Origin of the sequence: Streptomyces sp. NPDC051018, assembly GCF_044456085.1 — a bacterium.
In the GTDB taxonomy this organism is placed as follows: Bacteria; Actinomycetota; Actinomycetes; order Streptomycetales; family Streptomycetaceae; genus Streptomyces.
Genome location: NZ_JBITFN010000005.1, coordinates 144,766 through 165,008, shown reverse-complemented (window position 1 = coordinate 165,008; position 20,243 = coordinate 144,766). Strand labels below are relative to the sequence as shown.

At 69.2% G+C, this 20,243-nt stretch carries 17 protein-coding genes and 2 tRNA genes; 6 read left to right on the top strand and 13 right to left on the bottom strand.

Annotated features, from left to right (window positions below; translation table 11 throughout):
• The first annotated feature begins 111 nt into the window (after positions 1-111).
• Positions 112-513 (top strand): cyclic nucleotide-binding/CBS domain-containing protein, encoded by a 402-nt coding sequence (locus tag ACIBCM_RS11410; protein WP_399241792.1) that lies wholly within the window; start codon positions 112-114, stop codon positions 511-513.
• 228 nt (positions 514-741) lie between these two features.
• On the opposite strand, the gene ACIBCM_RS11405 is transcribed toward ACIBCM_RS11410, so the two are convergent.
• Positions 742-2,211, bottom strand: coding sequence for a catalase (locus ACIBCM_RS11405; protein ID WP_399241791.1), 1,470 nt, complete (start codon positions 2,209-2,211; stop codon positions 742-744).
• Positions 2,212-2,337: 126 nt separating this feature from the next.
• On the opposite strand from ACIBCM_RS11405, the gene ACIBCM_RS11400 reads away from it, so the two are divergent.
• Entirely contained in the window at positions 2,338-2,748 is a 411-nt protein-coding gene (locus ACIBCM_RS11400; RefSeq protein WP_399241790.1) for a Fur family transcriptional regulator, read from the top strand.
• Positions 2,749-2,857: 109 nt separating this feature from the next.
• Here the strand turns inward: ACIBCM_RS11400 and ACIBCM_RS11395 are convergent.
• Positions 2,858-2,931: transfer RNA gene (locus tag ACIBCM_RS11395), tRNA-Met, on the bottom strand.
• A gap of 391 nt (positions 2,932-3,322) precedes the next feature.
• Between ACIBCM_RS11395 and ACIBCM_RS11390 the strand changes: the two genes are divergently transcribed.
• Positions 3,323-3,445, top strand: coding sequence for a hypothetical protein (locus tag ACIBCM_RS11390; protein ID WP_399241789.1), 123 nt, complete (start codon positions 3,323-3,325; stop codon positions 3,443-3,445).
• A gap of 11 nt (positions 3,446-3,456) precedes the next feature.
• On the opposite strand, the gene ACIBCM_RS11385 is transcribed toward ACIBCM_RS11390, so the two are convergent.
• The 4 genes from ACIBCM_RS11385 to ACIBCM_RS11370 form a co-directional block, all read right to left on the bottom strand.
• Positions 3,457-4,212 (bottom strand): class I SAM-dependent methyltransferase, encoded by a 756-nt coding sequence (locus ACIBCM_RS11385; protein WP_399242099.1) that lies wholly within the window; start codon positions 4,210-4,212, stop codon positions 3,457-3,459.
• A gap of 945 nt (positions 4,213-5,157) precedes the next feature.
• On the bottom strand, positions 5,158-7,272 hold the full coding sequence (locus tag ACIBCM_RS11380) for a sel1 repeat family protein (RefSeq protein ID WP_399241788.1): 2,115 nt from the start codon (positions 7,270-7,272) through the stop codon (positions 5,158-5,160).
• A gap of 201 nt (positions 7,273-7,473) precedes the next feature.
• Positions 7,474-7,547: transfer RNA gene (locus ACIBCM_RS11375), tRNA-Met, on the bottom strand.
• Positions 7,548-7,654: 107 nt separating this feature from the next.
• Positions 7,655-10,579 (bottom strand): UPF0182 family protein, encoded by a 2,925-nt coding sequence (locus ACIBCM_RS11370; RefSeq protein ID WP_399242097.1) that lies wholly within the window; start codon positions 10,577-10,579, stop codon positions 7,655-7,657.
• Between the two features lie 167 nt (positions 10,580-10,746).
• Between ACIBCM_RS11370 and ACIBCM_RS11365 the strand changes: the two genes are divergently transcribed.
• Entirely contained in the window at positions 10,747-11,331 is a 585-nt protein-coding gene (locus ACIBCM_RS11365) for a PPA1309 family protein (RefSeq protein WP_399241787.1), read from the top strand.
• Between the two features lie 146 nt (positions 11,332-11,477).
• Here the strand turns inward: ACIBCM_RS11365 and ACIBCM_RS11360 are convergent, their stop codons facing one another.
• The 4 genes from ACIBCM_RS11360 to ACIBCM_RS11345 form a co-directional block, all read right to left on the bottom strand.
• Positions 11,478-12,566, bottom strand: a complete 1,089-nt coding sequence (locus ACIBCM_RS11360) for a PDZ domain-containing protein (protein ID WP_399241786.1) — start codon at positions 12,564-12,566, stop codon at positions 11,478-11,480.
• Positions 12,567-12,682: 116 nt separating this feature from the next.
• The gene (locus ACIBCM_RS11355) at positions 12,683-12,856 is read right to left on the bottom strand and encodes a hypothetical protein (protein WP_399241785.1); all 174 of its coding nucleotides are present in this window, start codon (positions 12,854-12,856) and stop codon (positions 12,683-12,685) included.
• A 259-nt stretch (positions 12,857-13,115) separates the two neighbouring features.
• Entirely contained in the window at positions 13,116-13,574 is a 459-nt protein-coding gene (locus ACIBCM_RS11350; RefSeq protein ID WP_399241784.1) for a molybdenum cofactor biosynthesis protein MoaE, read from the bottom strand.
• 91 nt (positions 13,575-13,665) lie between these two features.
• Entirely contained in the window at positions 13,666-14,793 is a 1,128-nt protein-coding gene (locus ACIBCM_RS11345; RefSeq protein WP_399241782.1) for an SDR family oxidoreductase, read from the bottom strand.
• 193 nt (positions 14,794-14,986) lie between these two features.
• Between ACIBCM_RS11345 and ACIBCM_RS11340 the strand changes: the two genes are divergently transcribed.
• Both ACIBCM_RS11340 and ACIBCM_RS11335 read left to right on the top strand, forming a co-directional pair.
• Positions 14,987-16,438 carry a zinc-dependent metalloprotease gene (locus ACIBCM_RS11340; RefSeq protein ID WP_399241781.1) on the top strand — a complete coding sequence of 484 codons (1,452 nt, stop codon included), beginning with the start codon at positions 14,987-14,989 and terminating at the stop codon, positions 16,436-16,438.
• Complete coding sequence (locus ACIBCM_RS11335) at positions 16,435-16,965, top strand: NUDIX hydrolase (protein ID WP_399241779.1); 531 nt, start codon at positions 16,435-16,437, stop codon at positions 16,963-16,965. Before ACIBCM_RS11340 ends, ACIBCM_RS11335 begins: the two co-directional genes overlap by 4 nt.
• Positions 16,966-17,051: 86 nt before the next feature.
• Here the strand turns inward: ACIBCM_RS11335 and ACIBCM_RS11330 are convergent, their stop codons facing one another.
• Genes ACIBCM_RS11330 through ACIBCM_RS11320 form a run of 3 tightly spaced genes read right to left on the bottom strand, consistent with a single transcriptional unit; the run spans position 17,052 to position 20,135 of the window.
• On the bottom strand, positions 17,052-17,792 hold the full coding sequence (locus tag ACIBCM_RS11330; protein ID WP_399241777.1) for an AIM24 family protein: 741 nt from the start codon (positions 17,790-17,792) through the stop codon (positions 17,052-17,054).
• Positions 17,793-17,811: 19 nt separating this feature from the next.
• Positions 17,812-18,492, bottom strand: a complete 681-nt coding sequence (locus ACIBCM_RS11325; RefSeq protein WP_399241776.1) for an AIM24 family protein — start codon at positions 18,490-18,492, stop codon at positions 17,812-17,814.
• A gap of 14 nt (positions 18,493-18,506) precedes the next feature.
• A complete protein-coding gene (locus tag ACIBCM_RS11320; RefSeq protein WP_399241775.1) occupies positions 18,507-20,135 on the bottom strand; it encodes a TerD family protein in 1,629 nt (542 codons plus the stop codon).
• Between the last annotated feature and the right edge of the window lie 108 nt (positions 20,136-20,243).

Below are 20,243 nucleotides of genomic sequence, written 5' to 3'. Positions count from 1 at the left end.
TACCCCCCTTGCTGGGTTCCAGCGGGACTGCGACTCTGTGAGCTCCCCCACTTGTGAACTTGTGAATCGGTTCCCAAAAGGGCCGATCCCCCCAAGGAGGTGGCTCCATCCATGCTCGTCCGTGACGCCATGAGCACGGTCGTCCTCACCATTGGACCCACGCACACACTCCGCCAGGCCGCCGGGCTGATGGCGGCCCGCCGGGTCGGGGCGGCCGTCGTCCTCGACTCCGCCGCCGAAAGCATGGGCATTCTGACCGAGCGCGACATCCTGACGTCGGTGGGTACGGGAGAAGACCCCGACCTGGAGACCGCCGGCGCCCACACCACCGGCGACGTCGTGTTCGCCGCGCCCTCCTGGACCCTGGAGGAGGCCGCGGAGACCATGTCCCGGGGCGGCTTCCGGCATCTGATCGTGCTGGACGGCGAAGGGCCCGTCGGCATCGTCTCCGTACGTGACATCATCCGCTGCTGGGCCCCGGCCCGGCGCCACCGGACGACACTGGTCGGCTGACCCCCGCCCGTCGCCCGCGCCCCCTCATCCGCAGCCCCCCACCCCATAGTCCGTCACCCCCCGTGCCGTGCCCCGTGATCCGTCACGGCTCGTCGAGCCGCCCTGCGACCGGCCCCCGGCCGGTCACCGGGCGGTACGCGACCGGAGGGAGACCCGCGCACACAACGGAGGGCCGGAGTTCAGCCGTCGGCCGACGGCTGAACTCCGGCCCTCCCGCGACAGCGGCTCTCAGGCGCGCAGTGCCTGGACCGCGGCCTCCAGCCGCTTGCCGAAGTCACCGTCCGCCTGACGGAAGTTGTTGATCGCGCGCTCGGCGATGTCGTCGCGCGAAACCCCCGCGATGTTCGCCGAGAGGTTCTCGATCAGCCGGGTCTTCTCGTCCTCCGACATCAGCCGGTAGAGGTTGCCCGCCTGCACGAAGTCGTTGTCCTCGGCATGGCCCGGCGCCTCGTGGTTGCCGGTCGCACCGCTGACGGACGTCGACACCCACAGCGGCCGGTCCGTCTGGAACGGGCCGCCGAAGCTGTTCGGCTCGTAGTTCTTCGCGCCCTTGTGGCGGCCGTCGTACAGATAGCCGTCCCTGCTGTTCGTACGCGCCTCGGTGGCGTGCGGACGGTTCACCGGCAGATGGTCGGCGTTGATGCCGACGCGGTAGCGGTGGGCGTCGCCGTACGCGAACAGCCGGCCCTGGAGCATCTTGTCCGGGGAGGGCCCGATGCCCGGCACGAAGTGGGCAGGGCTGAAGATGGACTGCTCGACCTCGGCGAAGATGTTCTCCGGGTTGCGGTTCAGCTCCAGCTTGCCGATCTCGATCGGCGGGTAGTCCTCGTGCGGCCACACCTTGGTGAGGTCGAACGGGTTGAAGCGGTAGGTCGCCGCCTCCGCCGCGGGCATGATCTGCACCTGCACGGTCCAGGACGGGAAGTCACCGCGCTCGATGGCCTCGCGCAGATCGCGCTGGTGGCTGTCGGGGTCCTCACCGGCGAGCTTGTCGGCCTCGGCCTTGGTGAGGTTCTTGATGCCCTGGTCGGTCTTGAAGTGGTACTTGACCCAGAAGACCTCGCCGGCCTCGTTGTTCCACTGGTAGGTGTGCGAGCCGTAGCCGTTCATGTGGCGGAGCGTGGCGGGGATGCCGCGGTCGCCGAAGAGCCAGGTCACCTGGTGGGTCGACTCGGGGGACAGCCCCCAGAAGTCCCATACGTTGTCGGCCTCCTGGGAGCCCGTGTACGGGTCGCGCTTCTGGGTGTGGATGAAGTCCGGGAACTTGATGGCGTCCTTGATGAAGAACACCGGGGTGTTGTTGCCGACGAGGTCGTAGTTGCCCTCCTCGGTGTAGAACTTCAGCGCGAAGCCACGCGGGTCGCGCACCGCGTCGGCCGATCCGAGGCTGCCCGCGACGGTGGAGAAGCGGAGAAACGTCTCGGTCTGCTTGCCGACCTCGGAGAGGAACGCGGCACGAGTCCACTGGGACACATCGCGCGTCAGCGTAAAGTTGCCGTACGCCCCGGCGCCCCGCGCGTGGACGATGCGCTCCGGAATGCGCTCACGGTTGAAGTGCGCGAGCTTCTCCAGCAGCGCCTGGTCCTGGACGAGAACAGGTCCGCCGACGCCCGCGGTCTCACTGTTCTGGTTGTCGGCGACCGGGGCTCCGGCCTCCGTGGTGAGCGGTCCCTGCGTCACGTGCGCCTCCTGCGTCATCCTCGCGTGCCCTGTCCCTTGGCGTTTGCCGATCACGATCCTACGATGGACTTTGTCTAAGTCAAGCGACCATCCAAAGTCACACCCGTTCGGGATCTGATTCCCTCCACTGTTAGGCTGGTCCCCATGAGTGACCTGTTGGAACGACTCCGCGGACGCGGCTGGCGCATGACCGCGCAGCGGCGTGTCGTGGCAGAGGTCCTCGACGGCGATCACGTCCATCTGACGGCCGACGAGGTGCACGCGCGTGCGGTGAAGCGGCTGCCCGAGATCTCCCGGGCGACGGTCTACAACACCCTCGGAGAGCTGGTCACGCTCGGTGAGGTGCTGGAGGTGGCCACCGACCGCCGCGCCAAGCGGTACGACCCGAACGCGCACCGTCCCCACCACCACCTGGTCTGCGCCAAGTGCGGCGCGATCCGTGACGTCCACCCCTCGGGCAACCCGCTGGCGGATCTCCCCGACTCCGAGCGCTTCGGTTTCACCGTCTCGAACGTCGAAGTGACCTACCGGGGCATCTGCCCCTCCTGCGCCTAGAAGATCCACATCCACAGAAGCACCCGTTCCACGGATCCCGTCCCGCAAAACGACGCCGTAAACGATGTCAGGCCCGGATCCAGAAGGATCCGGGCCTGACATCCATGAGTAGCGGGGACAGGATTTGAACCTGCGACCTCTGGGTTATGAGCCCAGCGAGCTACCGAGCTGCTCCACCCCGCGTCGGTGAGCCCAACAGTACGGGACCCGACCGACCAGTGCAAATCACCGGGGCGGTGGCCGTGTAGGTTCCGGGTCCGCGTTAGCAGTGTCGGTCGATCTCTGGCAGTCGGCCGGCAATCGTCCGGGTCGCGTTGGCAGCACCTGTGGTCCGTGGCGGTCAGTCCCGGGAACTTCTCGGTCATCCGGCCTCTGTGTCCCGGGCGGCTTCCTACGGTCAGCTCATGGTCACCAAGCGTAAGGGCCGGCAGTCAGGAGTCTGTGACGGCTTCGATCCGGTACGAGGACGACTCGGTACGCAGCGTGGAGTTCAGCCAGCTGCGCCGGGGCAGTTTCGAAGGGTCCGTGCCGCTCCGGTCTCAAGCTGGATGTGCTCAGTAAAGGAGCACCCCCGATGCTGCCAGGCCAGTCGAAGGTCGAGTTGTACGCCGCGCTGCGGCGCGACTCCCGCGATGGCATGTCGAACCGGGCGTTGCAGTGCAAGTACGGCGTCACCTGGAGCACGGCCAGGGACTGAGAGTCCGGTGTTCATACCTTGCTCGCGACCACCATGTAGTTCTCGGCCTCAAGATCGAACGTGCTCAGTTCCGTCCGGAGTCCGACCCGGTGCAGCTCGACTTCGAGTTCCTCGTACCGGTAGGGCCAGCAGGACAGAAGTTCCGAGCGGACAAGAACCGAACCGGTCGCATCGACTTGCGCGATCGCGATCTCGATGTGGTGCTCCTCCTCCCAATGCGGCGCAATCTCCCAGCGGTAGACCACGACGGCATCGCGACCGTTCCGCCGGACGAGTCGGTCACCGATCTCCAGCCGGGAACCTCTGGCCCTCACGAGTTCCCAAGTGCGGGATGTGAGTACCAAGCGCCCGCCGGGGCGCAGAAGCCGTGACATCGACTCCAGAGCAGCACCCCTGCCTGTCGCGCCCGTGGCATGGTGAAGCGAGTTGCCGACGCAGAACACCATGTCGAACGTGTTGTCCTGGAAATGGTCGGGCAACTCTTCCCAGTTCGCGCGTACGGCCCGGACGGATGCCCCGAACTCCTCAGACAACTTCGCAGTCCGACGAACCATCACCTCGCTGGCGTCAGTTGCGACAACCTGCATGCCACGACCGGCGAGGCCAACCGCCAACTGTCCGGTTCCGCAGGAATAGTCGAGGACGTGAGCGTTCGGCGGCAGGAGATGGAGGACGTCGTCGAACGACGCAGCGAACTCGGCTGGAGGCAACTTTGCATCCGAGATGAGCCATTCGTACACCTCGGCAAGCACGTCATAACCTGTCACAACCACTATCTCCGTCACGCGGCAGACTGACGGTGGGACGTCAGTCCATCAGCGGAGCAAGCCGGGCACCAATGGTTTTCGCAAGGATGGCTCTGACGGTGTTTGTGGGTTGTCAGTCGTCCGTCTGAGAAGCCATCCGCTTACCGATCAACGGGCTTGTCCGGTCGAACGAGGGTCTTGATCGGGTGATCGTGGTGGGGTCGGCGCATAAAGGCAGGGCCTCGCGGTAGCTCGGGGGTTGTCGAAGCCAACGAGCTGTACCGGCAAGCCCTGTTGCCGCAGTCTTTCGCGCTCGCGTGTGTGGAGTCCAACTCGTCGTCTCCTGCGTCTGACTGCCTCGCGCACAGGTTCGGCAATGCGGCGGAAGCTCGTCCTGGGCATCGCCCGGGAGCGGATCGAGACTGCCGGCCGAACAGCCCAGCCGGACCGGTCTCCAGTCCGACGAGGCTTCCCGCCGGGCCACGCGATTGCTGAAGATCAGCCGATCGGCGCATTGCTGACGCGACGCGGAATCCGCAGTCTCAGCAGGACCTCCTGCCAACGGAGCGGCCGAACCTACAGCGGTGGCCGGAGGGTGTGCCGTTGAGCCCCGCGGTGCCCCGTGCGGTGCGGTGGGTAAGCCGGCGGAGGCCAGATGTCCCCAGCTCGTACGCACCGTACTCCGCACCCCGACAACGCGGCTCCGGGGCACCTCCCGGGCCGCCGGGGCCAGTGGTCGGGGCACCTCCCGGGCGTCCAGGCCCAGGCTGGCACCTCCCGGGCCGCCAGGCCCAGGGGGAGAAAGCGTCGCGTCCCGCTGACGGCCTCCGGTCACCACCCGGGGGCCGGGAAAGCGCCGGTGCCGCGGGCTGCCGTACACCCAGGCGGCCATGGGGCCCCAGCCCCGCGAGGCACCCCGCCCGGGGCCAGGGCCCCCGGCTCCAGGCCCTCGCCCCGGTCCGCGCGTTACGCCGTCAGCTCCTGGTGCAGTGCCTCCCGCAGGCGCGCGGCGCGCTCCGCGACCTCCGCGGGTCCCAGTTCGACCGCCCGTGCGCACCACCGCTTGCCCTCGGCGAGCTCGCCCCGGCGCGCGGCGAGCAGCGCCAGGCGCAGAGCGGCCCTCCCGTGACCGGCCCGGGCGGCACGGGTCCACCACAGCGCGGCCTCGCGCTCGTTTCCCTCACGGGCGAGCAGCAGCCCGAGGTTGAACGCCCCGTTCCGGCTCCCCGCCTCCGCCGCCTCGCGGTACCAGCGGGCCGCGTCGGCCAGGTCCCCCCGGGCGGCGGCGAGCATTCCGACCCGTACCTGCGCACGGCGGTGCCCCTGCTCGGCGGCGCGCTCGTACCACTCCTCGCACTCGGTCTTCTCGGCCATCGGCTCCCCCAGCGCGGGCGGCCCCGGCGGCGGCTGGCGCGCGTCCAGCAGCGTGGCGAGCCGGAACGCGGCCTCGGAGCTGCCGCCGCCCGCCGCACAGCGCAGATGGCGCTCGGCGGTCCGCTCGTCGCCGTCCCTGAGCAGGGCGATGCCGACCTGGAGCGCGGCCTCCGTATGCCCGGCCGCCGCGGCACGCTCGTACCAGCTCAGAGCCGTACGGTCGTCGTCGCGGCCGACGTAAAGGATGCCCAGGTTGAACGCCGCGTCGACGCTTCCGGCCTCGGCGGCCTTGGAGAACCAGGGCTCGGCGCCGGTCGCGTCACCGGCCTGCAGCAGCAGCACGGCGAGCGCGTTGGCGGCCTCCCGGTGCCCGGCGTAGGCCGCGCGCCGGTACCACTGCTCGGCCTGTGCCGTACGGTCCTGGGCGGCGCAGAGCAGCCCGAGGTTGTAGGCGCCGTTCACATCGCCCGCGTCCATGGCCGCCCGGTACCAGCGCTCGGCGGTCTGCTGCTCACCGCGTGCGGCGTGCAGCGCTCCCAGCGCGTTGGCGGCGTTGCCGTCGCCCTCCTGGGCGGCGCGCAGCCACCACACCGCCGCGCTCTCCTCGTCGCCCGCGTCACGCAGCAGAAAGCCGAGCGCGCAGGCGGCACGGGCCTCGCCGTCCTTGGCGGAGGTGAGATACCAGCGTCCCGCCTCCTTCAGCTCGCCGCGCTTCTCCAGGATCGCGCCGAGGTGCAGCGCGGCACGGCGGTGTCCGCGGGCCGCGGCCTGCTGGTACCACTGGGCCGCCTCGTCCAGGGCGGAGAGCCGGAGACCGGTCTGGCTGTCGACCGCCCTGTCCGGGCCGTGGCCCTCGCCGCGGGCTCCGTCAGCCGGGTCGTCCGGCCGGTCGCCGGCGCTTCGACCGGCACCGTCGACTGCGAGCGCTCCGGGCCGTCCGGCCGGTCCGACGGGCCCGAAGCCCCCGGTGGGACCGCGCACGGCCACCCCGCCCGGACGGTTCTCCTCCACCGCGCGGGTCTCCAGGATCCGGGCGAGCCGGTACGCCGCCTCGCGGTGCCCCTGCTCGGCCGCGGCGCGCAGCCAGCGCTCGGCACCCACATCGCTGCGGTGCTCCAGCAGATCGGCCAGGGCGTACGCGCCCAGGGCGTGGCCCTGCTCGGCGGACTGGCGCAGCCAGTACTCGGCGGCGGGCTCGTCGCCGCGCTCGCGGAAGTGGCGCCCGAGCGCGTGTGCGGCGGCGGCGGACCCGGCGACGGCGGCGATACGCCACCATCCGGCCGCCTCCTCCGCGTAACCGCGCTGATGGAGCAGGACACCCAGGTTGTTGGCGGCGGCCCGGTCGCCGTCGGCGGTCGCGGCACGCAGATACGGCTCGGCGCCATCCAGGTCGCCACGGCGCAGCAGCAGTGCGCCCAGCACACTCATGGACGCGGTGTCGCCGCCGTCGGCCGCGCGACGGTGCCGCGCCTCAACCCCAGCGGTCTCCACAGCATCAACATTCGCACCGGCACCACCAGCAGCACCAGAGTCCGTACGCGAGCCAGTACCGGTGTTAGTACCAGTGGCCATGCCCGCGATCGCTCCGGCGGTGACGCCGGCCGTACCGGTGACGGCAGCATTCATCGCATCCGCTGCGTTACCGGCATGTCGCTGCGCAAACCGCCCTGTCTCCAACAGAGTTGTCCTGTCCCCCATAAAGTCCATCGTCGCACCACCTGTAACCCGCTCACATCTGGTATACCGCAGCCAGTGAGGTCACTTCAGCGTTTTGTCGACATGCCCACAGAGAGATAAGTCAAACACTCACTTGCTCAACTCGCCCCGCGCCGCGCACAGTTCCCGCCGCCGTACATACGCACGAAGAGGGCCCGGATCCTCAAAGGATCCGGGCCCTCTTCGATTCAGTAGCGGGGACAGGATTTGAACCTGCGACCTCTGGGTTATGAGCCCAGCGAGCTACCGAGCTGCTCCACCCCGCGTCGTTGTGTTCAAACACTATCACGACGCGGGATGTTGCCTGCTCAACGCCACTGCGGCGGGGGTCCGCCGCCACGGCCCCCATGGGGCCGGGCAGCGGGTGCGCCGACTAGGGCGAGGCCGGCGGCGACGATCTCGGCCTGCCCTGGACCGCCGCGAGCCGGTCAAGGGCCGCGTCCAGCTTGTCCTGCGCCCTTCCGTACGCCTCGCGGTCCGTCGGGTCCTTCTTCAGCACCTCGTTGGACTCCTCGTACGCCTTCAGCACATCCTCGACGGCCGCCTTCACCGCCGCGTCCCCCGTCGCCGGCGGATTCGACGGCGGTGGGCTGGTGCCGTCACGCGGTGGTGGCGTGGTGTCCGGTGGTCGCTGTCCGGTCTGAGCGAAGGCCGCGTCGAGGGCGTCCGTCAGACTGTCCTTGAAGACCGGTTTGCCTCCGCCGTAGGCGACGGCGACCTTCTTCAGCAGCGGATAGTTGGCGCTGCCACCCCGCGCGTACACCGGCTCGACGTACAGGAACCCGCCGTCCAGGGGGATCGTCAGCAGGTTGCCGTACTCGATGTCCGAGTCGGTGCCTCTGAGGTCCCGTACGAAGGTGGCGACTTCCGGCACACCGTTCAGCTCACTCTGGACCTGCGAGGGACCCTGAACGGTCTCGGTGACTCTCAGGAGTCTGATCGAGCCGTAGTCCTTGCTGTTGGCGTCGGCGTCCACCGCCATGAACGCGCCCAGGTTGGGGCGCCCGGCCGGGGTGAAGGTCGTCGTCAGCGAGAACTTCTGCTCCTTCTCGCCCGGCATCTTCAGGCTCAGGTAATACGGCGGGACGACGCTGGTGCCCTTGTTCGTCGGGTCGTCCGGCACCTGCCAGGCGTCACTGCCGCTGTAGAACTGCTCGGGCTCCGTGACGTGGTACCGGGTCAGCAGTTCGCGCTGGACCTTGAACATGTCCTGCGGATAGCGCAGATGGGACTTCAGCTCGGGGCTGATGTCACTCTTGGACTTCACCGTGCCGGGGAACGCCTTCATCCAGGTCTTCAGGACCGGATCCTTGGTGTCCCACTGGTAGAGCTTGACCGAACCGTCGTACGCGTCGACGGTGGCCTTCACCGAGTTGCGGATGTAGTTGACCTGATTCTGCTGGGCGACGACCGCGCGCTGATTGGTGGTCAGCGAGTCGGTGGTGGTGTCCCCCAGTGTCGTACGGGACGCGTACGGATAGCCGTTCGTCGTGGTGTACGCGTCCACGATCCACTGGATACGGCCCTCGACCACCGCCGGATAGGCGTCGCCGTCGATCGTCAGCCACGGGGCCACGGCCTCGACGCGCTCCTTGGGCGTGCGGTTGTAGAGGATCTTCGAACCCTCGCCGACCGCTCCCGAGTACAGGATCTGCGGCTCACCGAACGCGACCGCGTACGCGGCCCGGTTCAGTGCGCTGGAGAGGCTGACCCCGCTCTTGCCCTGGTAGCTCGTGTACTTCGTGGGCCCGGTGGATGCCTCGTAGTCCAGCTCCTTCTGCGGGCCGCCCACGATCGAGTACTGCTGGGTCTTCTCGCCGTAGTAGATCCGCTGCTCGTAATTCTTGAGCTGGCCGGAGGTCGGCATTCCGGACTCGGTGAAGTCGGGCGATCCGACCGTCCCCTTGTTGGCATCGGTGATCACACTGGTGCCCTTGGCCGCGATCGCGCCGTAACCGTGGGTGTAGGTGAAGTGATCGTTGATCCAGTTCCGCTTGGGGATGCCCTCGATGTCCAGCTCGCGCAGACCGATCACCGTGTCCTGGGGCTTGCCGTCGGGACCGGGGTAGCGGTCGACGTCCAGGGTCGCGGGGAACTGGTAGTACTTGCGCTCCTGCTGGAGCTGCTGGAAGGCCGGCGAGACGACATTGGAGTCGACCACGCGGTAGCTCGCCGCGGTCGTGGCCTCCTCGCGCTGCTGTGCCTTGCGGTTCGGGTCACCCCTGCCCGCGTAGTCCTCGGGCGCGGCCTTGTCGATGCCGTACGCCTTGCGGGTGGCGTCGATGTTCTTCTGGATGTACGGGCTTTCCTTGGCCTGCTCGTTGGGCTGGACCTGGAACTTCTGCACGATGGCCGGATACAGGCCGCCGATGAGGATCGCCGACAGGACCATCAGGCCGAAGCCGATCACCGGCAGCTGCCAGGTGCGTCGCCAGAGCGTCGCGAAGAAGAGCAGGGCGCAGATGACCGCGATACAGAAGAGGATCGTCTTCGCCGGCAGATACGCGTTCGCGTCGACGTACCGCAGACCCGTCCAGTTCCCGGTCGCCTTGAAGTCGCTGGACTTCACCGCGAGGCCGTACCGGTCGAGCCAGTACGCCACGGCCTTCAGCGAGACGAAGAGCCCGAGCAGCACCGACAGATGCCCGGTGGCGGCGGCGGTCGCCCGGGCACCGGGGCTGGTGATGCGCAGCCCGCCGTACAGATAGTGGGTCAGCGCGGCGGCGATCAGCGAGAGCACGGCGGCGGCGAAACCGAAGCCGAGCAGGAACCGGTACCAGGGCAGATCGAACGCGTAGAACGACACGTCCATCTGGAACTGGGGGTCCTTCTGCCCGAAGGACACCCCGTTGACCCACTGCAGCCAAGTCTTCCACTGCCCCGTCGCGGAGGCACCGGCGATCAGCCCGACCAGCGCGGTGATCGCGAGGAGCACCCACTTCTTGTACGGGGCGATACCCATCCGGTAACGATCCAGGCTCTGCTGCTCCACCGACATGGCGCTGAGCGGCGGGCGCAGCCGGTGCGCGAGCCAGATGTTCACGCCGACGGCCGTGGCCATCAGCAGACCGAAGACGGCGAACAGCCCGATCTTGGTCCACAGGGTGGTGGTGAACACCGACGAGTACTCGACGGAGCGGTACCAGAGCCAGTCGGTCCAGAACCCGGCGAACATCACGAACGCCATGGCCAGCACCGCCAGCACGCCCAGTGTCATGAGCAGTGTGCGGACACGCCGGGACGGCCGACCCACTCTGATCCGTGGCCCGGTCGGGGGGCCTCCGCCGCGGTCCGGCATCTGGAAAGCCAACGTGCGCACCTCGAAGTTCGCGATCGTGTGACCGGTCACACTCGTGTGGAACGGTCGTGTCAGGCGGGCCCCGCGATCGTAGAGCCCACTAGTGCAACTTACTGAGGCTTTACCTAGTTCCCGTCCCGGGCCCGGAAGGAGGCAGGATATTGCCCATGTCCAACGATTCCCCTTCCACCCCCTCCGATCCGACCGCTCCGGGGGCGGGCCCGATCGCCGCGACCCCGCTGACCCGGGCCGTTCTGGAGATCGACGAGTACGCCGCGAAGCTGGGCTGGGACCAGCCCGCCAGGCTCTTCGCGCTCGTCGACACGGCTCAACTGCGCGCCCAGGAACCCGCTCTCGCCGCCCAGCTCGGCCTTGAAGGAGACAGCGCGGCCTCGCCGCTCACCCCGATCGAGCAGGACGAGATCCCGGCGGGCACCGCGCTCGACGAGTTCCTCGGCACCATCGCCTGGCCGGACGCGGTGACCGGCTGCGCCCTGACCGTGGAGCGCCAGATGCTCCCCTCCTCGGCGGAGGCTGCGGTTCCCGAGGACCTCGACGACGCGGCCCTCACCGAGTGGGTGAACTCACACCCGGATCGCCAGGAGGTGCGGATGACGGTGGCCGTCCTGCGTGACGGGACCCGGGAGTCCGCGCTCCGGCTGCGTGAGAAGGACTCCCCGAGGGAGGTCCTGACGGGCTCGGGCCTGGTCCCGGGTCTCGCGGAGGCGCTCTCGGCGACCTTCGAGGCGTAACGGCCCGGGGCGGGTCACGGGGGCCTGCACCGGGGGCCCGCACCGGTTCCGGGTGGGGGTGCGGGATCGGGTTCCGGCGGGTGCGGGGGCCGCGCGGTCGCCGGAACTGCGCGGTCGCCCGGACTGCGCGGTCGCGGGCCCCGGGCTCAGTTCTTCGAGCAGCTCGGGAGATCCGCGGTGTCGCCCGACGTGATCTTCTCCAGCGCCTTCGTCGCGTCGGCGATGGTCTTCACCTTCACCAGGGTCAGCCCGCTCGGGGTGTCCGACGCGGCCGCGGCGCAGTTGTCGCTCGGTGTCAGGAAGTACTCCGCCCCCGCCTTCCGCGCGCCCACCAGCTTCATCGCGATTCCGCCGATCGGGCCGACCTCGCCGTCGTCGTTGATCGTCCCCGTGCCCGCGACGAACTTGCCGCCCGTCAGATTGCCGGGGGTCAGCTTGTCCACGATGCCCAGCGCGAACATCAGCCCCGCGCTGGGGCCACCCACATCCGCGAGATTGATGTCGATGGTGAACGGGAAGGTGTGATCGGTCCCCGCGCGGATCCCGATCAGCGCCTTGTCCCCGGAGGGCGACTTTCCGGCGGTGATCGTGACCTGCTCGGTGGTCGTCGGCTCCTTGCCCGCCTTCTCCGCCGCCGCCGCGTCCTTCGCCGGGACGACCGTGAAGACGACCTGCTCGCCCGGCTTGTTCTTGGTCACCAGCTCGGGCACATCCTCCGGCGTCCGGACCGGCGTACCGTCCACGGCCTTGATGACATCGCCCGCGTGCAGCTTGTTCTGAGCCGGAGCGTTCTTGGAGACGGCGGCCACGACGACCCGCGACTGCACGGGGATCTTCAGTTCTTTCAGCGCGGCGACCTTCGCGCTCTCCTGCGACTGGCTGAACTCCTCCGCGTTCTCCTGCGTCGACTGCTCCTCCGTCTGCCCGTCCGGATAGAGCGTGTCGTGCGGAACGACCACATTGTCATGAGCAAGCCAGCCATAGACCGCTTCGATGATACTCATCCGGTAGTCGGCCCCGGTGACCCTGACCGTCGTCATATTGAGATGGCCGGTCGTCGGATAGGTCTTGCGGCCGGAGATACGCAGAACAGGTTCGCCGCCGGCATCACCGAGGGTGTTGACCGTGGGGCCGGGCGACATCTCCGAATAGTTCGTCGGGATGAGCAACCCGGCACAGAGCAGCACGACAAGAATCAGAGTCGATGCGAGCATCGTGACGGTGCGGCGTGGCATGGAACGACAGTACGGGAAACAGCTGTCGGAGGACCGCCCGGGCCGGGCCGTACGTGGCTGCCCGGCGACCGGGCCCGGGGCCGGCGGGCGCAGCACGACCAGCGGTTCCCCTCTACCTAGGGAGCGGCGTTGTTTCCGGAACCGGCCTTCTCCATCGCATCGCGGAACCGCGCATAACCGGCCAGCTCGGCCAAATCCCCGGTCGCCCGGTTCCGTGAGGCCCAGCCTCCCCATATCGCAGCACCGACGGCAGCGAAAAGCGGAATCAGCAACCAGGCGAGTGCTGCCATCGCGACCTCCCTACCCCATGAGCCAGCCCAGCTGGGTTATCAACAGATTAATCATCTGCCGGTTTCAACGCTCATGGCAGGTGCACGGTTACGCAAATCGGGGCGCTTGGGTTGTTCATTGGTTTCAGCCCCCGGCCCTCACCCTGAGGAGGGGCTCACCATCCCCAAGGGGGTCGTCACCCGACCACCACCCCACAACGAAGTCGCTACGCTCCCACCCGCCCACCCGTCACCCGACCACCACCCCACAACGAAGTCGCTACGCTCCCACCCACTCTTCTGTTCCGTCCGAGAACTTCTGGTGCTTCCAGATGGGGACCTCCCGTTTGAGGTCGTCGATCAGCTTGCGGCACGCGTCGAACGCCTCACCCCGATGGGCGCAGGACACCGCCACGACCACCGCAAGATCGCCCACGGCCAGTTCACCCACCCGGTGTACAGCCGCCAGCGCCCGTACCGGGAACTGTGCGACGACCTTCTCCGCGACCCGGCGCAGCTCGGCCTCGGCACTCGGATGGCACGAATACCCGAGGGAGTCCACATCCGCGCCGCCGTCGTGGTTGCGCACGGTGCCCACGAAGAGCGCCGTGCCCCCCGCGGCGTCCTCGCCGACCGCCGCGAAGACCTCGTCGACGGAGAGCGGGGCGTCACGGATCGCGAGCAGCCGGACGGGGTCGTCCGTCGCCGATTCACCGGGATGATCGAGCCAGCTGGTCATGACCCTCATCGTGCCGTACGCCACTGACAACCGGAAACGGCCCGATCCCCCGCCTCGATCCCCGGTCCGGCAGGCTCCGGCCCGGGGACGCCTACAGCCTGCGGCGCGCCTTGCGGGCCCGGCGTACCAGCGCCGCCGTACCGAGCAGGGCGACCGTCGCGCCCGCGGCACCCGCGGCGGTGGCGTCCTTGCGCCCCAGACGGCGGCCCACGACCGTATGGCGGCCCTCCACCTCTTCGAGCAGCGCGGCCAGGACCTCCTCATTGGTCCACTGCGGACGCCAGCCCGCGTCGTGGAGACGGCTCACGCTCACCACCCAGGGATGCATCGTGTACGCGAGGTCCCCCGCCGGGGAGGGGGTGAGCCCGATCCGGTGGAGCCGGGCGGCGGCGCCGAGGGCGACCGCCGAGGGCAGCTCCATCCTCCGGATGCCGCTCAGCTCCTCGATCTCCTCCTGCTCCAGCCAGCCGTCACAGCCGACGGCCAGCTCGCCCTCGACCTTCTCCAGCGCCGCGTACTCCAGCGCGCTCACCAGGTCGTCGACATGGCAGAACTGCCAGGTGGGACGCGATCCGGCGACCACCAGCAGCCGCGGCGACTCGAAGTAGCGGGTGAGGGCGGTGTCAGTACCGCCCACCAGGACGGCGGGCCTTACCACCGTCACGTTGAGCCCCGGGTGCGCCCGGGGGGCGCGGCGGCCGAGACGCTCGATCTCCAGGAGGTCGCCGACACCGGTCGCCTCGGCGGTGGCCCTCAGCTCCGCGTCCTCGGAGAGCGGGATGTCGTTGTCGGGCAGTGCCCCGTAGACCATGGCCGAGGTGCACAGGACGACCCGGGGCACCTGGGCCGCCGCGGCGGCCGTCAGCACGGTCTGGGTACCGCGTACGTTGTACGCGGTACGGGCGGCCGCATCCGTTTCCAGATCGAGATCAAGCGCCAGGTGCACGACGACGTCCGCCCCGCGGAGCTTCTCGGCGATGGCCGGATCCCGTACATCGAGAATGTGCCACTGCGCGTCGGCGATCTCGCCACGGCGCTCGTCGATCGCGACGACCTGCCTGACCTCCTCCGACGCGGCCAGCCGCCGGGTCAGCAGTTCGCCGACGCCCGTGGCGGCACCGGTGACCGCGACGACGGGCCCGCGTGGTGCGGGACCTTCGCCGGGGGTCGGGGTTGAGCGGTTTCGCGCTCCGCGAACCTGCGGATCTGGGGAACTCACCGGGCGTCTCCAGCGGTTGTCTTCAGTACGTAAGCGAATGACGCGTACGGACCAGGTGGCGTCCATCCTGCCGCAGGCCACGAGCCGACGGAGCACCGAACCCATATGCGGGCCGGGATGTCTACGCTGGGTGGTGTTGTCAGGGCATTCGCCGTCGGCCAGGAGTCGGCGGCCCTACGAGCCGAGGAACCCCGTGAGTGACACCCCATTCGGATTCGGCCTTCCGCCGGAGGAGCCGGAGCGCGGCGACGAGGGCAAGAAGAAGGATCCCGCCGGCGGTGGCCACGGCGCCGGCGGCTCCTCCCCCCAGAACCCCTTCGGCTTCGGCCCGGGGGACGGCGGCGGGGACAATCCCTTCGCCGCCATGTTCGGTTCTCTCAACCCCAATGACCTGGGTGCCGCCTTCCAGCAGCTCGGCCAGATGCTGAGCTACGAGGGCGGCCCGGTGAACTGGGACATGGCCAAGCAGATCGCCCGCCAGACGGTCTCCCAGGGCACCGCGGACGGCACCAAGGACGAGAGCGTGAGCCCCACCGACCGTACCGCGGTCGAGGAGGCCGTGCGGCTCGCCGACCTGTGGCTGGACGGGGTGACCTCACTGCCGTCCGGCGCCGGCACAGCGGTGGCGTGGAGCCGCGCCGAGTGGGTCGAAGGGACGCTTCCCGCGTGGAAGCAGCTGGTCGACCCGGTCGCCGAGCGGGTCGGTCAGGCCATGGGCGGTGTGCTGCCCGAGGAGATGCAGGCCATGGCGGGCCCGCTGATCGGCATGATGCGCTCCATGGGCGGCGCGATGTTCGGCCAGCAGATCGGGCAGGCCATGGGAGTGCTGGCGGGCGAGGTGGTCGGTTCGACCGACATCGGCCTGCCGCTCGGCCCGGCCGGCAAGGCGGCGCTCCTCCCGCTGAACATCGCGGCGCTCGGCAAGGACCTCGGTGTCCCCCGGGAGGAGGTGCGGCTGTATCTGGCGCTGCGCGAGGCGGCCCATCAGCGTCTCTTCGCCCATGTGCCGTGGCTGCGGTCGCATCTGTTCGGCGCGGTCGAGGGATACGCGCGGGGCATCAAGGTCGATACGAGCAAGCTGGAGGACGTGGTCGGCCAGTTCGACCCGACCCACCCCGAGCAGCTCCAGGAAGCGCTCCAGCAGGGCATGTTCCAGCCGGAGGACACCCCGCAGCAGAAGGCCGCTCTCGCCCGGCTGGAGACGGCGCTCGCCCTGGTCGAGGGCTGGGTGGACGCGGTGGTGCACGAGGCCGCTTCCACCCGTCTGACCTCGGCCGGAGCGCTGCGCGAGACGCTGCGCAGGCGGCGTGCCTCCGGCGGGCCCGCCGAGCAGACCTTCGCCACCCTGATCGGTCTCCAGCTGCGTCCGCGCAGGCTGCGGGACGCGTCCCGGCTGTGGGCCTCGCTCACCGACGCACGCGGTATGGACGGACGGGACGCCCTGTGGGAGCACCCGGACATGCTGCCGACGGCCACCGATCTCGACGATCCGGACGGCTTCGTCCACCGCGAGCAGCTCGACTTCTCGGAGCTGGACAGAATGCTCGGCGAGGCGGCCTCCGGTGAGCCCGGCGCGGCGCCCGGGGACAGCGGTGCCAAGGGCGACGACCAGGAGGACGGCGGCAAGGACGGCTCCGGCCGGTGAGCCTCCACGACGACGCCGTTCTCGTACTGAAGGACTACGGGGACCAGGAAGAGCTGCGGCAGCGGTATCTGGAGCATCTGGAGGCGCACTCCGACGGCATGTGGAAGTCGTGCGGGGCCGGGCACATCACGGCGAGCGCCCTGGTGGTCGCCCCGGAGCGCGGCCGGGTGCTGCTGACGCTGCACAGGAAGCTCGGCATATGGCTCCAAATGGGTGGTCACTGCGAGCCGGGCGACCCGACGCTCGCGGCGGCCGCGCTCCGCGAGGCCACGGAGGAGTCGGGCATCGAGGGCCTGACGCTGTTGTCGTCGGGAGCCCCCGCGCCGGTGCGCCTGGACCGGCACGCGATCCCGGCACCGTGCCACTGGCATCTCGATGTGCAGTACGCGGCGCTCGCCCCGGCCGGTGCCATGGAGCGGATCAGCGCCGAGTCCCTGGAGCTGCGCTGGTTCGCCTACGACGAGGTGCCGGAGGTGGCCGACGAGTCGGTCGTACGGCTGCTGGAACGCACGCGCGCGGCGCTGTAGTGGCGCCATCCTCAGGGAAGCGGTGACAAGTAAGGGGCGCCCGCCTAGCGGACGCCCCTTACCTGTTGACCCGTACTCCGTGAGCGTCAGCTCCAGGCGTTGTTCCGGTTCTGGCCGTCCGCGCCGAACTGACCGCGCAGACCGCCGCCGATCTGGGCATTCTGCGGCGGCATGACCTCGCTGGGCTGTACCAGAGCGAAACCCTGGCCGAGGAAGCTCAGCTCCCAGCCCTCGCCGGTGCTGCCGCGCCGCCTTGTGATGCTCGTCGACTGGGTCTGGGCCTGCATCTGCACCCGCAGCTGGGTCGACCAGGCCACCACGGCGTCGGCGTCGACATTGACGTACTTCTCCGGGGTGACCGAGAGCATCAGCGGCTGGCCCGAGGTCATCAGCGCGACCTTGCCCTGACCGGTGATGTTGAGCTGGTACTTCCCGGATCCGGAAATGCCGTACTCGCTGTCGACGGCGAGGATCTCGGTGTGCAGCCCCGAGTCGAGCGCCAGGACGAAGGAGCTGTCGACGGTCATACCGTCCCTGTCGACATCCACGATGTGGATGTACTGCGCGAGGTTGGCGAGATAGACGGTGCCCTGGCCGGAACAGCGCATCAGTTCCAGGCTCTCACCGGTGACCTGACCTCGCCGTCTCTGGTTCGGCGACTGGTACTCGCCGTCGAAGTCGACCAGCCCCTGGAAGGCGACCATCGCGCCCTTGCGGGCCAGGATGTCGTCACTGCCGTTGAGCGCGACCCGCAGGAGCTGCGGGTTCTGGATGGCGTAGCGCTCCTGGGACTGCTGCTCCCCGTAGTTGAAAAGTGGGCTCTGCATGGTGTGTTCTCGCTCCCCCTCAGCCCCGGATCCGCAGACGGTCGGTGCTGTCCTCACTCGGCTGTACGACGACGATGCCCTGGCCCGAGAAGGCCATCTGGTACGCCTCGCCGCTGCCGCGGCCGATCAGTGCGCCCGCCTTGAAGCTGCGCTTGCCCTTCACCTTCAGATGCGGCGACCAGGCGACCAGGGCGTCCGGGTCGACGAAGGTCTCGTCCTGGCCCCGGCCGCAGTCGACGACGATCGGCGTGCCGCGGGAGGTCAGGGCGATCCAGCCGGTGCCCGCGATCTCCACGTTCCACAGACCCTGCCCGGCGAGCTTGGCGAGGCCCTTGACCTTCTCGACGCTCCACTGGAGGTGGGCGTCGAAGGCGAGCACATTGGTGCCGTTGACGGAGATCGAGTCGTTGTTGAGATGGATGACCACGACATCGGCGCCGTAGTCGGCGAGATAGAGCAGTCCGTCGCCGGAGCACTTCATGACCGGGCTGCCCTCACCGGTCACCCACTGGGCGGCGGCCTGGCGCGCGGCCGGCGGATCGGCCTCGTACTGGATGAAGCCCTCGTAGGCGACCATCGAGCCGCTGCGTGCGTAGAGGTCCTGGCCGGAGGCCATGGCGACCTTGAGCATGGTGCGGCCGTGGTTCTCCATCCGGGCCGCCATGGGGGTCGGGGCGTAGCCCGCGAGTTGCTGGTTCATGTGTCCGGGCTCCCTCAGACCTCGTAGGGCTGAACGACGACGAAGTTGCCGGGGGCTCCCCGGAACTGGAGATTCACGGTCTCCCCGCTGTGTCCGGGATACGCGTTGCGGCGCAGCCGGACCTGGGTGGCGAGGACGACCTGGGCGGCGGACGACCAGGCGACGACGGCGTTGCAGTCGGCGAAGGTCGTCGGTGTGACCGGCAGGACGACCGGGGTGCCGTGCGTCTTCACGACGACGGTGCCGGTGCCCGAGAACTGCATGGTGAACAGCGCGCCGCCGGGAATGCCGTGCCCCTCGATACGGCGGACCTCGTACTGAAGGGTCTCGTCGAACGCCAGGACGTTCTCCGCGGAGACGCAGATGCCGTCGCCCTGGAGCTCGACGGGATGCAGATGGGCGGCGTCCTCGGCGAGGAAGATCTGGCCCCGGCCCGTACAGCGCATCAGCTGCATCTCCTGGCCGGTGGCGTTGCCGATCTTGCGGCCGATGAAACCGGCGCCCTTGTGACTGAAGTCGACCTTGCCCTGGTACATCACCATGCTGCCCTGGCGGGCGAGCACGGCGGTGCCGCCCATCGCGACGTCGACCCGCATGAGCTGCTGGTTCTGCAGGGTCCAGCGCTGGCCCGTGGGTGTCTCGCCGAACGGCTGGAGGGCTGCCTGGAGTCCGGCTCCGGCGGCCGGGACGCCCTGCGGAACTCCCTGGGGCTGCCCGTACGGCGCCGGGGCCGGCTGCCCGAACGGCGCGGGCGCACCGGGCGGCGGCGCCATGCCCGGCGTCTGTCCCGGCACCTGGCCGAACTGCGGCTGCTGGGGCTGGGGCGGCTGTCCGTACGGGGCGGGAGCGGGCGGCGGCACGGTGCCCTGCGGGGGCATCGGGGCCGGGGGTGCCGTTGTCCCGTGCATCTGCGGATTCGGCTGCGGCGGCGCGGGGGCCGGAGGCGCCGGGGCGTGGGCCGCGGGCGCCATGGGCTGTGCGGGCGCCCCGAACGACGGCGCGGGCTGCGGTGCCTGCGGAGCGGACGGTGCTCCGAACGCGGGAGGAGCGGCGGCCTGGGCGGGCGGCGCGAATCCCGGTGCGGCGCCCCCCGGCTGCTGGGCGCCGGGCTGCTCCTCTGCGACTTCACCGCCGAAGTTCTTCAGCAGCGCATCGAGGCCGCCGTCGAATCCCTGGCCGATGGCGGCGAACCGCCATACGTCCTTCAGATAGAAGTCGCCCAGCATGACCGCGCGCTCGGTGGTGAACTCCGAGCCCGTGAACGCGTACCGCACGACCTCCTCGCCGCCCGCGACGATACGGATGTACCCGGGGCCGACCTGGGACATCTGTCCGGCGCCGTCGATGGTGGCGGTGAAGGACAGCTTGTGGATGTTCGCCGGAATGCGGTCGAGGGTGACGCGGAAGGACTCGGTGTCGCCGGACTGCGCGCCGAGCAGCTGGATGGACTCCTCAGGCGACTTCGGCTGGTTGAAGAAGATGAAGTACCGGTCGTCCGATAGCTGCTCGTTGGCGTCGAGGCCGAAGCAGCTGATGTCGAAGGTCAGCCCGGGGGCCGCGATCTGGACACCTACGTACAGATCCGTTCCCGGAGTGAGATCACTGATCTTGGCCTTGTGGCCGCGTTGGAATTCCCTGGCCATGCGTAACGACCGTCCCCCATCCCGAATGATGATTGCGTCGCGTCAGGCTAACGGCTGAGCCCTACATTGAGCCAAGGTCGGACAGTGGCCGGGACAGACTCGGTACGT